Origin of the sequence: Burkholderia multivorans ATCC BAA-247, assembly GCF_000959525.1 — a bacterium.
GTDB lineage: Bacteria > Pseudomonadota > Gammaproteobacteria > Burkholderiales > Burkholderiaceae > Burkholderia > Burkholderia multivorans.
In genome coordinates, this window is record NZ_CP009832.1 from 3,264,651 (window position 1) to 3,277,724 (window position 13,074).

Sequence of the window (13,074 nt, forward strand, 5' to 3'; positions counted from 1 at the left end):
GGACGCTTGCGCGTCGTTTCTGCCGGACCGGTTGCCCGCCCGACGTCGGGGCAACCCTGCGGAGCGCATGCACCGCAGCCGCGACGTCGTTCGCCGTTTCGCTCACCAAGGAGCACGCTCATGGCCAACCTGGCTCAGGCCCGCACCGACGAGGATCTCGACCTGTCGACGCTCGCCATTCCCGATCACGCGCGCATGCCGCCCTTCTCGCTGACGATGGCGTGGTGGGCCGTGTGCAGCGCGGTGTTCTACATCGTCGTCGGCGCGACGCTCGCGCTTACCTACGGCGCGCGCAACGCGCTGATCGGCATGGCGCTGTCGGTGGTGTCGTACGGCGCCGTCAACACGATCATCAGCCGCTACGCGATCCGCACCGGGCTGTCGGTCGCACTATTCTCGCGTGTGCTGTTCGGCAGCGCCGGCGCTGCGCTCGCGACGCTGATCTTCTTCGCGACGGCCATCTACTACGCGGTGTTCGAAGGCTCGGTGATCGCGATTGCCGCGCATCACCTGTTTCCGGCGCTCGACTACAAATGGGCCGCGCTGCTCGTCGTCGGCTACAGCGTGCCGCTCGTGTTCGGCAGCGTGCAGCACTGGCTCGACAAGTTCAACGGCGTGTTGCTGCCGTTCTACCTGCTCGGGCTGCTCGCGGCGGTCGGGCTCGCGACGGCCGAATACGGCTATCACGCCGCGTGGCTCGACATCGGCCCGGCCGGCGGCGCGCCGGCCGGCGGATGGTGGCATTGCTTCGTCTACTACATGGGCGTCTGGGTGCTGATGATGTTCACGTTCGACTACGCGCGCTTCGGCCGCAGGCAGGACGCGCGCTATCACGGCCGCTTCAACTTCGGGATGCCGTTCTACCTCGTCACGTTCCTGCTGAACGGTGCGGCCGGCATTTATCTGGTCGGCACGATTCCGGGACTCGGTATGCTATCCGAAGTGTCGGTCGTGCTCGCGCTGCTGAAGCTGATGGGGTTGTGGGGCCTGCTGTTCGTCTGGGTCACGCAGTCGCGCATCAACACCGCGAACTACTACCTCGCGACGGTCAACATGCAGGCGTTCTTCCAGAAGGTGGCCGGCCTGCGTGCGCCGAAATTCGTATGGGCGCTCGTGGTGGGTGCGGTCGTCTATGCGCTGATGATGGCCGACGTCTTCTCGCGGATCCTGCAGGCGCTCGCGTATCAGGGCATCTTCGTCGTCGCGTGGGTCGGCGTCGCGCTCGCACATATCCTGTCCGCGCGCTACGGCGAGCTCGTCGGCGACGACGTCGAATGCCGCGACGCGCATGTGCCGACCTTCAATCCGGGCGGGCTCGCCGCATGGTTCGCGGGCGCGTTCGCCGGGCTCGCACTGAACCACGCGAGCGGGTTTGCCGCGTCGCTGTCGGCGCCGGCAACCTTCGCCGTGTCGTGGCTCGTCTATCGCGCGCTGCTCGCGAGCGCGAAGCGGACCTGGTTCGTGCGGAACACGTGACGGCGCGGGAACGATCGCTTCACACGTCCCGGGCCGCGCCATCGATCGCCGCCCCCTCTTTCGCAACGAGCCGCTCGTCGACCGGCGCGAGCACCTCGCCGCGCGGCCGTACGCCCGAGCCGAAATGCACGGCGCGCACGCCGGTCGTCCGCACGAATTCCGTATCCGGAATCGGTGCCGATCAACAATCTGGTCGCAATCGAAGGCACGCCGCTCGCCGGCACCGCGCCGCTCGATCCGTTCGAATTCGTGCGCACGATCGCGGTGGCGCGCATCACGATGCCGAAGGCGGTCGTGCGACTGTCGGCCGGCCGCGAACAGCTCGACGACGGCCTGCAGGCGCTCTGCTTCCTCGCCGGCGCGAACTCGATGTTCTACGGCGACCAGCTGCTCACGACGAGCAACCCGCAGACGCAGAAAGATCGCGCGCTGTTCGAGCGTCTCGGGATTCGTGCGAGCGAGGCCGATGCCCTGGCGGAACGCGCATGAGCGTCGCACGCTGCGCCGCATGACGAAAGCCGGGACACGTCCCGGCTTTTTTCATTGGCGCGGCGGGGCGAAGCGCGTGCATCGGCGCCGCGTCCGCACTAACATGTGCGCTTCGCCGCGATCGCCGGACGCTGCGCGCGTCGGCCTCGTCGGCGGTTCCATCATCACGTTACGGGGATAACCAACGATGAAGCACATCGCCGTCGCGGTGCTCGGCATCGCCGCCGCTACCGCACATGCCGCCGAACCGAAATGTTCGTCGCAGACGCTGAACGGCCACACCACCGAGCTCTGCGTGGTCAGCATTCCGTTCCAGCACGACTACTACACGCTGAAGGTCGACCGCGCGCTGATCTTCACGCTGCCCGACGACTACATCGAAGACGTCGCGCTCACGCATACGATTCCGCAGGATGCGGCGATCGAGTTCCCGCTGTCACGGCAAGGCACGCCGACGGTGACGATTGCCGGCGGCTGCACGCCTGTCAGTGAAATACGCGACGGCACCGCGGTCGAGGTCGGCCGCCGCTGCGCGTTCAAGTGGGGCAATGTCGACATCCTGAAGGACCTGACGATCCGCTACGACTGACGCACGCGGCGCCGGACGTCGATGCGGCCGATACACGCTTACGCCTGCTTCGCGCGATCCAGTACCGCCCGCACTTTCGCAACGAGCCGCTCGTCGACCGGCGCCAGCACCTCGCCGCGCGGCCGCACGCCGGAGCCGAAATGCACGGCGTGCACGCCGGTCGTCCGCACGAATTCTCCGACCGCATCGACGGTCAGCCCCGATCCGGCGAGCACCGTGCAGGTCGTGCCCGCGGCGTGCCGCACCATGCGCGCGATCGTCGCCGTCGCATCGAGCACCGACGGATGGCCGCCCGAGGTCAGCACCGACGTGACGGCCGGCACGCGCAGCAGCGTGTCGAACGCCGCATTCAGATCGCGCGCGACGTCGAACGCGCGGTGGAACGTCAGATCGCGCCCGTCCGCTGCCGCCGCCACGCGCGCGAGCGCATCGACATCGACGTCGCCGCGCGCGTCGAGCGCACCGAACACGACACCGTTGGCACCGGCCGCGACGGCCGCGCGCACGTCGCGCTCGATCACGCGCAGATCGTCCGAGTCGTAGACGAACGCGCGGCTGTGCGGACGCACGATCACGTTCACCGGAATCGACACCGCGGCGACGACCGCTTCGATCAGCCCGATGCTCGGCGTGAGTCCGCCTTCGCCGATCGCGGTCACGAGTTCGAGCCGGTCGGCGCCGGCGCGCGCGGCGGCCTTCGCATCGGCGACGGTCGTGGCGATCACTTCGAGGAGCACGGCAGCAGCAGCGGGTCGGTTCATGGCAGCGCGATTCGTCGGGACAATGCGCGCATCCTAGCCGAGCCGCGTACCGTGCGCCACCCTGCGCGTCAGCCCTCTGTCCAGTCGATGTCGCCGCACAGCACGCACTGCGCATCGCCGATCCGGATCGCGATCGACAGCGTCACGCACGGCTGCGCCTCGTTGATCGACAGATACGGCCGCGTCACCTGCACGCGCCCCGGCTCCGCGATCGCCGTGCGGAAATACGGCCGCCTCAGCCAGTTCGCGCCCTGCGCCTCGGACAGCGGCGAAAAACGCGTCTCGCGCGGCGCGCGATCGGCGCGCAGCACGATGTTGCGGCCGGCCTGCCGGCCACGCGCATCGAGCAGGAAGCAGCGCGCCGCATCGTCGAGCGCGAGGAAGTTCCAGCACACGTCGTCGAGCGGCTCGCCGGCCGCGAGGCGTTCGGCTGCGCGCTCGAATGCGCGCAGATAAGGCGCGAGCCGCTGCGCGTCGCGCCGCTCGCGCGCATCGGCCTGCTCGCGAAAGCGCTCGGTCAGCTCGCCGATGCAGCCGGTCGCAGCGGCACTATCGGGCAGGCCGGGCGCCGGCCGGCCGAAGTAGTAGCCCTGCACGAAATCGGCTTCGCATGCGAGCGCGACCTGCGCGTCGTGCTCCGTTTCGATCCCTTCGACGAGCACGAGCTTGCCCGCTTCGTGCAGCAGCGCGACGAGCCCGTGCAGGATCGCGGTCGGCCCCGTGCGATGCGCGGCCTGCGACAGCAGGATCCGGTCGAGCTTCACGATGTCGGGATCGAGTTGCCAGATCCGCTCGACGTTCGCGTGCCCGGCGCCGAAATCGTCGAGCGCGATCAGGAAGCCCTGCGCGCGGCATGCGCGCACCGCGTCGGCAAGCCGCTCGACGTCGTCCGCGCGCTGTTCGAGCACTTCGAGCACGATCCGGCGCGGTGGAATACCGAGCCGCTTCAGGTTCGCGAGCAGCGCGGCCGCCTGGAACGGGTCGGTGAGCACGCCGGGGTGCACGTTCAGAAACAGCCACTCGCGCGACGCGCCGAGCAGCGCGAAATTCTCGAGATGCAGCGCCTGCGCGAGCCGGTCGAGCTGCAGCAGTTCGCCGTGGCGCGCGGCATCGCCGAACACGTCGAGCGGCGACACCGCGCGATCGAGCGTGTCGTGTGCGCGCAAAAGCGCTTCGTAGCCGACTGCCCGCTGATGCGCGAGGCTGAAGATCGGCTGGAACACGGTGGTGAGCGTCAGCTCGCGGTGCCGCGTCGCGAACCGCTCGAAGCCGGAACTCACTTCCCGCTCGAAACGGTACGGCGACGCGACAACCGGTCGCTCCTGTTGCTCGGTCGTCATGCGTTCCTCCTGAAATCGGTCTGCATCGGCAACGCGGCGGCTGACGAACCGGACGGCGCGCGGCATCGGCCCATGTCGATGAACCCTCGGTTTGTCCGGCCTGCGCCGGACGGCGAGCAAGCATCAAGCAAGCTCCGTGCAAGCGTCGATCACGCGCGCGCCGCACGGTGCACGCGGTGCTGCACCAGCACGGCGCAACGCAGTTGCACCGTTTGCGTGCATCCGCACCGGCGCACCGGAGCGCAGCGCTCGCGCGAGCACGCTACACTCCGTACGGTCGTTTCATTCCCTGCCTTTGCCGTATCGATGGAAATCGTCTTCACCGTCCTCATCCTGCTGCTTACCGTCGCGCTGTCCGGCGCGCTCACGCGCGTGTTGCCGTTGCGGCTGCCGCTGCCGTTGATGCAGATCGCCTTCGGCGCCGCGCTCGCGTGGCCGCAACTGAACCTCCATGTGACGTTCGACCCTGAAATCTTCATGCTGCTGTTCATCCCGCCGCTGCTGTTCGCAGACGGCTGGCGGATTCCGAAACGCGAGCTGTATCTGCAGCGGCGCGCGATCCTGATGCTCGCGTTCGGCCTCGTGTTCATGACGGTACTCGCCGTCGGCTACTTCGCGCATTGGCTGATTCCCGAGTTGCCGCTGCCGATCGCGTTCGCGCTCGCGGCCGTGCTCTCGCCGACCGATGCCGTCGCGCTGTCGGGCATCGCCGGAAAGGGCCGGATCCCGCCGCAACTGATGCACATCCTCGAAGGCGAGGCGCTGATGAACGACGCGTCGGGCCTCGTCGCGCTGAAGTTCGCGATCGCCGCCGCGCTCACCGGCGTGTTCTCGCTGCGCGACGCGTCGTTGACGTTCGTCGTCGTCGCGGCCGGCGGACTCGCGACGGGCGCGGCCGTGTCCTGGCTGTTCAGCGCGCTGTCGACGCGCTTCCTCAATGCCGAGCAGGAAGGCGATCCGGCGCCCGGCATCGTGATGACGCTGCTCGTGCCGTTCGCCGCGTACCTGTTCGCCGAGCACTTCGATCTGTCCGGCGTGCTCGCGGCCGTGTCGGCCGGGATGATGATGAATTACACGAGCTTCTCGCGCAAAAGCACGGTCGCGTCGCGCGTGCGCGCGGAAAGCACGTGGGCGATGATCGAGTTCGTGTTCAACGGCATGGTGTTCATCATGCTCGGGCTGCAGCTGCCGCACATCATCGGCCGCGCGCTCGTCGAGGCGCACCATACGAGCGACGCGCTGGTCGGCCGCATGATCTTCAACGTGGGCGCGATGATGCTCTCGCTGTATGCGATCCGCTTTCTGTGGGTATGGCTGCTGCGCTGGTTCGCGAGCCGCCGCGCAGCACGACAGGGCCTCGCGGGCACGATGGCCGGCGTGCGCACGATCGCGGTGATGACGGTCGGCGGCGTGCGCGGCGCGGTCACGCTCGCCGGCGTACTGTCGATTCCGGTCGCGCTGTCGAGCGGCGCGCCGCTGCCGGGGCGCGATACCGCGATCTTCATCGCGTCGGCCGTGATTCTCGGTTCGCTGATCGTCGCGGTGATCGGCCTGCCGCTGCTGCTGCGCGGCGTGCGCACGACGCGCAATCCGCTCGCCGGCGAGGAACGCGCGGCGCGCGCCGCGGCCGCTCAAGCCGCGATCCGCGCGATCGACGCGTCGCACGACGCGATCTCGGCCGAACTCGACGAATCGGGCGCCGCGCGCTGCGCGGACATCTCCGCGCGCGTGATGGATCAGTATCGGCGCCGGCTCGCCGCGCTCGCCGAGGACGGCCCGACGCCGCGCGCCGAAGCGAAGCAGGCGGAAACGATGGAGCTGCAGATGCGGATCGCCGCCGTGCGCGCGGAGCGCTCGATGCTGTATCGGCTGCGTACCGAAAGCAAGATCTCCGACGAGACGCTGACGAAGCTGATCCGCGAAATCGACCTGTCGGAAACCGCCCTGTCGACGCGCAAGAAAGGAATCGTCTGAACGGCGACGCGCGGCACGCGCCGCGCCCGCCATGAAAAAAAACGGCGATGCCGCACGCGCGCATCGCCGTTTTTCGTTTGCGGCGCGCCGGCGCCGCGTGCCGCGCTTACTTCGCGACGACGACCGGAATCCCCTTCAGCATCCCGGCGCCCTTCAGCTCGTCGAGCGCCTCGCGCACGGCCGCGCTCGTCGCCGCGTCGATACCGAGCTGCAGCGCGAGTTCGCGTTCCGCGCGCTTCACGCCGGCGAGATTGCGCAGCTTCACGTGGCCGAAGCCGCGTACGCGCGCATGCAGATCCGCGAGCTGCACGACGCGCGCCGCGTTGTCGGCCGTCATCGCCGCGAATGCACGCGTGAGCGTCGTTTCGTAGTCGTCGGCAAGCGCGCGCTCCATGCGGCGCTCGACCGTGCGGCCGAACGGATCGAGCCACGTGCCGCGCAGACTGCGCACACGCGCGAGCATCCCGAGCACCGGCCACATCCACTGGCCGAACACGCGCTTTTTCGGCGCGCTGCCGTCGCTGCCGGCCTTCGCGACCGTCGGCGGCGCGAGGTTGAACTTCACGCGATAGTCCTGCCCCGGCACGCCTTCGAACTGCGCTTCGAGCGATGTGCGGAACGCGTCGTCCGCATACAGTCGCGCGACTTCGTATTCGTCCTTGACCGCGAGCAGCCGATAGAACGTCGTCGCGACCGCGTGCGTCAGCGCATCGTCGCCCTTCGCGCGCGCGGCATTCACGAGCGCACGGTAGCGCTCGACGTAGCGCGCGCCGCCGTAGGCGTGCAGGCGCGCTTCGCGATCGGCGATCAATTCGTCGAGCGTCTGCGGCGCGGCATGCACGGCCACCGCATGGCGCGCGTTCCACAACGCATCGAGGCCCGGTGCATCGCCGGCCGCCATCCGGCCGACCGAGAACGCGAGCTTGTTCATCGGCACCGCGACGTTGTTCAGCTCGATCGCGCGCATCATCGCGGCGAGCGACACCGGCACGAGGCCGAGCTGCCACGCGTAGCCGAGCATCAGGATGTTCGAGCCGATCGTGTCGCCGAGGAACTTCGCCGCGAGCGCCTGCGCGTCGCAGCTCGACATGAAGCCGTCGCCGGCCGCATGGCGCATCTTGGCGAGCAGCGCGTCCGCGTGCAGGTTCGCGTCAGGGTTCTGCACGAACGAGGCGTTCGGAATGCTGTGCGTGTTGACGACGATCCGCGTGCGCTCGCGACGTACCGTCTGCAGCGCCTCGGCGCTCGCGCCGACGACCATGTCGCAGGCGAGCAGCACGTCGGCCTGCTGCGTGTCGATGCGCACCTGGTTCAGCCAGCGGTCGCTCGATGCGATCCGCACGAACGACAGCACCGAGCCGCCCTTCTGCGCGAAGCCCATGAAGTCGAGCACCGACGCGCTCTTGCCTTCGAGATGCGCGGCCATGCTGATCAGCGCGCCGACCGTCACGACGCCCGTGCCGCCGACGCCTGTCACCAGCATGTCGTACGGCGCCGCATCGAGATGCGTGGCCGGCACCGGCAGCGCATCGACGCGAGCGGCGAGCGCCGCTTCGTCGAATGCCGCACCGGCCGCCTTCTTCAGCGCCGCGCCTTCGACCGTCACGAAGCTCGGGCAGAAGCCGTTCACGCACGAGTAGTCCTTGTTGCACGACGATTGATCGATGCGGCGCTTGCGGCCGAGCGGCGTTTCCAGCGGCTCGACCGACAGGCAGTTCGATTGCACGCCGCAGTCGCCGCAGCCTTCGCAGACCGCGTCGTTGATGAACAGCCGCTTGTCCGGATCGGGGAACTCGCCCTTCTTGCGGCGGCGGCGCTTCTCGGCCGCGCAGGTCTGGTCGTAGATCAGCACGGTAACGCCCGGCGTCTCGCGCAGCTCGCGCTGCACGGCGTCGAGTTCGCTGCGGTGATGGAACGTCGTGCCGGCCGGGAACAGCCCGTGATGGCCGTCGTACTTCTGCGGCTCGTCGGACACGACGACGAAGCGCGATACGCCTTCGGCCTCGACCTGCCGCGCGATCTGCGGCACCGAGATGCTGCCGTCGACGGGCTGGCCGCCCGTCATCGCGACCGCGTCGTTGTAGAGGATCTTGTAGGTGATGTTCGCCTTCGCGGCAACCGCCTGGCGAATCGCGAGGATGCCCGAATGGAAATAGGTGCCGTCGCCGAGGTTCTGGAACACGTGCTTCGTGTTCGTGAACATGGCATGCGCGGCCCAGTCGACGCCCTCGCCGCCCATCTGGATCAGACCGGTCGTGTCGCGGTCCATCCACGACGCCATGAAGTGACAGCCGATCCCCGCCTGCGCGATCGAACCTTCCGGCACCTTTGTCGACGTGTTGTGCGGGCAGCCCGAGCAGAAATACGGCGTGCGCTTCACGGCGTCCGCCTCGTTCGACAGGATCTGCGGCGCGACCAGATCGACGACGCGCTCGCGGCGATCGAGCGCCGGCTTGTGACGCGCGAGCCATTCCGCGAACACGGGCAGGATGCGCGACGGACGCAGTTCGCCGAGTTCCGACAGCAGGCACGCACCGGCCGCGTCGTGCTTGCCGAGCACGCGCGGGCGCACGCCTTCCGTGCGGTTGTAGAGGTGATCCTTGATCTGCTGCTCGATCACCGGGCCCTTTTCCTCGATGACGAGCACTTCGTCGAGCCCGTCGACGAACGTGTCGATGCGCGTCAGCTCGAGCGGATACGAGAGGCCGACCTTGTAGATCCGCACGCCGGCCGCGTCGAGATCGTCGACCGTCAGATCGAGACGGCGCAGCGCCTCCATCAGATCCAGATGCGCCTTGCCGCACGTGACGATGCCGACGTTCGCACGCGCGGACGGCGCGATCCACTTGTCGATGCTGTTCGTGCGCGCGAAGTGACGCACGGCATCGAGCTTCGCGGCGAGACGCGCTTCGATCGTGAGGCTCGGCAGATCGGGCCAGCGGTTGTGCAGACCGCCCGCGGGCGGCGTGAAGCCTTGCGGTGCGGGCCATTGCGTCTGCAGCGCGTCGAGATCGACGGTCGAACCCGATTCGACCGTCTCCGAAATCGCCTTGAAGCCGACCCAGGCGCCCGAGTAGCGCGACAGCGCCCAGCCGTACAGGCCGAATTCGAGCATATCGGCGATGTTCGACGGGTTCACGATCGGCATGTGCCAAGCGATCATCGCGAAGTCGCTCTGGTGCGGCATCGACGACGACACGCAGCCGTGATCGTCTCCCGCCACGACGAGCACGCCGCCGTGCGGCGACGAGCCGTACGCGTTGCCGTGCTTCAGCGCATCGCCCGCGCGATCGACGCCTGGCCCCTTGCCGTACCACATCGCATAGACGCCGTCGACCGTGCGCTCCGGGTCCGCTTCGACGCGCTGCGTGCCGAGCACCGCGGTGCCGCCCAATTCCTCGTTGATCGCGGGCAGGAAGCGCACGCCGCTGGCGTCGAGCAGTTTCTTCGCCTTCCACAGCTGCTGGTCGACCATGCCGAGCGGCGAGCCGCGATAGCCGCTGACGAAGCCGGCCGTGTTCAGGCCCTGCGCGCTATCGGCCGCGCGCTGCATCAGCAGCAGGCGCACCAGCGCCTGCGTGCCGGTCAGGAAGATCCGGCCGCGCGTCGCGGTCAGGTTGTCGGTCAGACGATAGTCGGATAGGGCGGGCGTGCCGTCGATCGGCAGGCGGGCGGTCATGGGGACGTCTCCTGATTGTGCTGTTCTGGGCTGCGGCACGGGCGCGTCGGGCGACGCTGGCCGGCGGCAGCGGGATGGCTCTATTTTTTCTCGCAGCGACGAGAATGTTTTTTCTCATCGTGCTCGGGGTGGGCGATGGCGAGAAAAACCGCGAAGGTTTTGGTGCGGTTTTGAGAGAGTTCTCGCTCGGCGGGTGGCGTTGGGGGAAACGGCGGACCGGCGGATCAGGGTGCGCGGTGCGATAGGCGGTGCCGTGCGTGCGATGCCGGCGGTCGTGCGCAATGGCGGACTTCCAGGGCGGCTGTGGCCCGACTGGCGCGGGTTTTAGCGGTTTTCGCGCGTGCGCTCACCGTTGAAATGCACAGCGTTTCGACTGGCGTGGCGCGCGGGATATTCACATCCCGGCTGTCCCGCCACGTCACGCCGGCATTCGCACTCACCGTTCGGTTGCACAGCGTTTCGACCGGTTTTTTCGTCCGCGCGCGGTGAGGCTCACCGTTCGAATGCACAGGGTTTCGAGTCGTCGGTGGAGGCATATATCCACATCGCGATCGCTCGATTCGAGTGGATGCGTCCGATGCTCACCGTTCGGATTCACAGACATTCGAGTGAGTTGACGCGCAGGATGTCCACATCCCGTTTGCGTCGTGAAGCGATCGGCAAACGCGCCTGCGATTGGCTGCTGCGTGTTGCGGCGGGCCTGGCAGCGGCGTCTTGCCGGGGCCGCCGACGGCGCTCACCGTTGAAATACACAGTACGGCGAGTGGTTTGGTCGGCCGGATATCCACATCGGTCGTTTCGGCGCGAATGCCACCGTCCGTTCGGGTGTGGACAACCGGCACACCCAAGGACTCGAATCACTGTGCATTTCGACGGTGAGCGTCGCGGTCGGCGCGCGGGCTATATGCCGGCCGTTACGCTTGTTCAGTGCTTGAAGCGACTGCGCGCCGGAACGTCGTCAGCCCCGCAGAGTCCGCCGCATCGTTCATGTCGCTGACCGATATTGCACGCGGGCGTCGGAGTGTACGCGATAGAACGACGACGTGGGCGACTAATGGAACTGGATCGAAAGGACTGACCGCGCGAACACCGATTCATTCGAGTTACGCCGCGGCAATGCGTATCCCGGGCTGGCCCGCGGAACGTCGGCGCGTCCGCGATCGCGGCGACCGCATTCGGTCGGAATCGCTCGACGGCGCGCGCTGGCGACCCGCGACGAACGATCGCGATATTGAACGCATCGCACCGTGGGAAAAGGCTTTGCGAGCGATTGGCGGCCGGTGCTCACCATTGAAATGCACAGGGATTCGAGTCGCTTCGCAGTCGACATATCCACATCGGATGCCTCCTGTCGGCCGGTTTGCCGCTCGCACTCACCTCTGACATTCACAGCGATCTGAGTCGCTTTACGGCGGACATGTCCACATCGCGGATCGCGCCTTGATAGCTCGCGATTCACCGTAGCGCGTGTTACCTCGCGACGGAAATCGCCGTATCGAAAGCCGCGCGGCGGTGGGGCGTTTCCTCCCCTCACCGTAAAGATTCACAGCGATGCGAGTCGCTTCGCTGCCGACATATCCACATCGCGGATCGCGCCTCGATGGATTGCGCGCCGGCGCTCACCGTTCGGATCCACAGCGGCTCGATTCTAGTCGCGACCTGGCATCGCCACATCAAAATCGGTGCCGCGATCGCACGGTCGCCGACACTCACCGTTGAAACGCACAGGGATTCGAGTCGCCTCGTTGCCCAGCTGTCCACACTGATCAGCAGCGTGGCGATGATTATTCACCGACGCTCGCCGTGCTGGCTCACGGCGAATCGGTCGTCCACACGCCGCGCATTTTCGCGGCAAGCTCATGCTTCGGCGGATGGGTCGCCTCACACTCACCATCGAAATTCACAGTGATTGGAGTCGCTCCGAGGCTCACCTATCCACATGGATAGACGGCACTTCGATGATGAGTCGGAGACACTCACCGCTCTGGCTCCCGGTGATTGAATCGTCCACGCGATGCCCATCTCCACAACGAAATCTGCGCCTCGGCGAATCGGCTTTGTGGCGCTCACCATCGAAATTCACAGCGGTCCGAGTCGCTCCGAGGCCGACCTATCCACATGGATAGAGGGTGCTTCGATGATGACTCGCCGACACTCACCGTTCAGGCTCACGGCGATTCAACGGTCCACACGACGCGTATCTCAGCAACAAAATCCGCGCCTCGGCAGATCGACCGCCTTGCGCTCACCATCAAAATTCACAGCGATTCGAGTCGCTCCGGGACACATCTATCCACATGGATAAACGGCAGTTCAACGATGACTCGCCGGCACTCAGCGCTCGGGCTTCCTGCGATTCGATCGACCACGCGCTGCCCATCTACACAACAAAAACCGCGCCTCGGTGAATCGCTTTGTGGCGCTCACCATCGAAATTCACAGCAATTGGAGTCGCTCCCGTGCTCACCTATCCACATGAATAAACGGCAGTTCGATGATGACTCGCGGGCACTCAGCGCTCCGGTTCCTTGCGGTTCGATCGTCCACGCGATGCCCGTCTCCACAACAAAAATCCGCGCTTCGGCGAATCGGCCGTCTCACCCTCACCATCGAAATTCACAGCGATTCGAGTCTCTTCGCTGTCGACATATCCACATCGCTGAGCCCATATGGACGGATTCGCTCGTCCGCACTCGCTATTCAGGTTCGCAACGCCTCGAGCCTTTCCGTAACGGACGTCTCCACAACCGAAAACCCTGCTTCGCC

6 protein-coding genes and 2 pseudogenes are annotated in these 13,074 nt (G+C 66.9%); 4 read left to right on the forward strand and 4 right to left on the reverse strand.

What is annotated here, in order from left to right; translation table 11 throughout:
• Window positions 1-120 precede the first annotated feature (120 nt).
• Window positions 121-1,476, forward strand: a complete 1,356-nt coding sequence (locus NP80_RS27640) for a purine-cytosine permease family protein (RefSeq protein ID WP_006407114.1) — start codon at window positions 121-123, stop codon at window positions 1,474-1,476.
• A gap of 19 nt (window positions 1,477-1,495) precedes the next feature.
• On the opposite strand, the pseudogene NP80_RS27645 reads toward NP80_RS27640, so the two are convergent.
• Window positions 1,496-1,636, reverse strand: a pseudogene (locus NP80_RS27645) (copper homeostasis protein CutC); the annotation flags it as partial.
• Between NP80_RS27645 and NP80_RS27650 the strand changes: the two are divergent.
• Together NP80_RS27650 and NP80_RS27655 are read left to right on the forward strand one after the other, a co-directional pair.
• Window positions 1,636-1,965, forward strand: a pseudogene (locus tag NP80_RS27650) (biotin synthase BioB); the annotation flags it as partial. The pseudogenes NP80_RS27645 and NP80_RS27650 sit on opposite strands and share 1 nt — an antisense overlap.
• A gap of 187 nt (window positions 1,966-2,152) precedes the next feature.
• Window positions 2,153-2,554, forward strand: coding sequence for a hypothetical protein (locus NP80_RS27655; RefSeq protein ID WP_006407117.1), 402 nt, complete (start codon window positions 2,153-2,155; stop codon window positions 2,552-2,554).
• A 38-nt stretch (window positions 2,555-2,592) separates the two neighbouring features.
• Here NP80_RS27655 and NP80_RS27660 read toward each other — a convergent pair whose 3' ends face one another.
• Both NP80_RS27660 and NP80_RS27665 read right to left on the reverse strand, forming a co-directional pair.
• Window positions 2,593-3,315 carry a copper homeostasis protein CutC gene (locus tag NP80_RS27660; protein WP_006407118.1) on the reverse strand — a complete coding sequence of 241 codons (723 nt, stop codon included), beginning with the start codon at window positions 3,313-3,315 and terminating at the stop codon, window positions 2,593-2,595.
• 68 nt (window positions 3,316-3,383) lie between these two features.
• On the reverse strand, window positions 3,384-4,655 hold the full coding sequence (locus NP80_RS27665; RefSeq protein WP_035488933.1) for a sensor domain-containing phosphodiesterase: 1,272 nt from the start codon (window positions 4,653-4,655) through the stop codon (window positions 3,384-3,386).
• A 306-nt stretch (window positions 4,656-4,961) separates the two neighbouring features.
• On the opposite strand from NP80_RS27665, the gene NP80_RS27670 reads away from it, so the two are divergent.
• A complete protein-coding gene (locus NP80_RS27670; RefSeq protein ID WP_006398093.1) occupies window positions 4,962-6,629 on the forward strand; it encodes a Na+/H+ antiporter in 1,668 nt (555 codons plus the stop codon).
• 106 nt (window positions 6,630-6,735) lie between these two features.
• Here the strand turns inward: NP80_RS27670 and NP80_RS27675 are convergent, their stop codons facing one another.
• The gene (locus NP80_RS27675) at window positions 6,736-10,308 is read right to left on the reverse strand and encodes an indolepyruvate ferredoxin oxidoreductase family protein (protein WP_006407119.1); all 3,573 of its coding nucleotides are present in this window, start codon (window positions 10,306-10,308) and stop codon (window positions 6,736-6,738) included.
• Window positions 10,309-13,074 lie beyond the last annotated feature (2,766 nt).

Bases quoted from the DNA above. Each gene is read 5' to 3' on its own strand.
- NP80_RS27675 (WP_006407119.1), bottom strand. From the start codon at position 10,308: ATGACCGCCCGCCTGCCGATCGACGGCACGCCCGCCCTATCCGACTAT.
- NP80_RS27655 (WP_006407117.1), top strand. From the start codon at position 2,153: ATGAAGCACATCGCCGTCGCGGTGCTCGGCATCGCCGCCGCTACCGCA.
- NP80_RS27670 (WP_006398093.1), top strand. From the start codon at position 4,962: ATGGAAATCGTCTTCACCGTCCTCATCCTGCTGCTTACCGTCGCGCTG.
- NP80_RS27660 (WP_006407118.1), bottom strand. From the start codon at position 3,315: ATGAACCGACCCGCTGCTGCTGCCGTGCTCCTCGAAGTGATCGCCACG.
- NP80_RS27640 (WP_006407114.1), top strand. From the start codon at position 121: ATGGCCAACCTGGCTCAGGCCCGCACCGACGAGGATCTCGACCTGTCG.
- NP80_RS27665 (WP_035488933.1), bottom strand. From the start codon at position 4,655: ATGACGACCGAGCAACAGGAGCGACCGGTTGTCGCGTCGCCGTACCGT.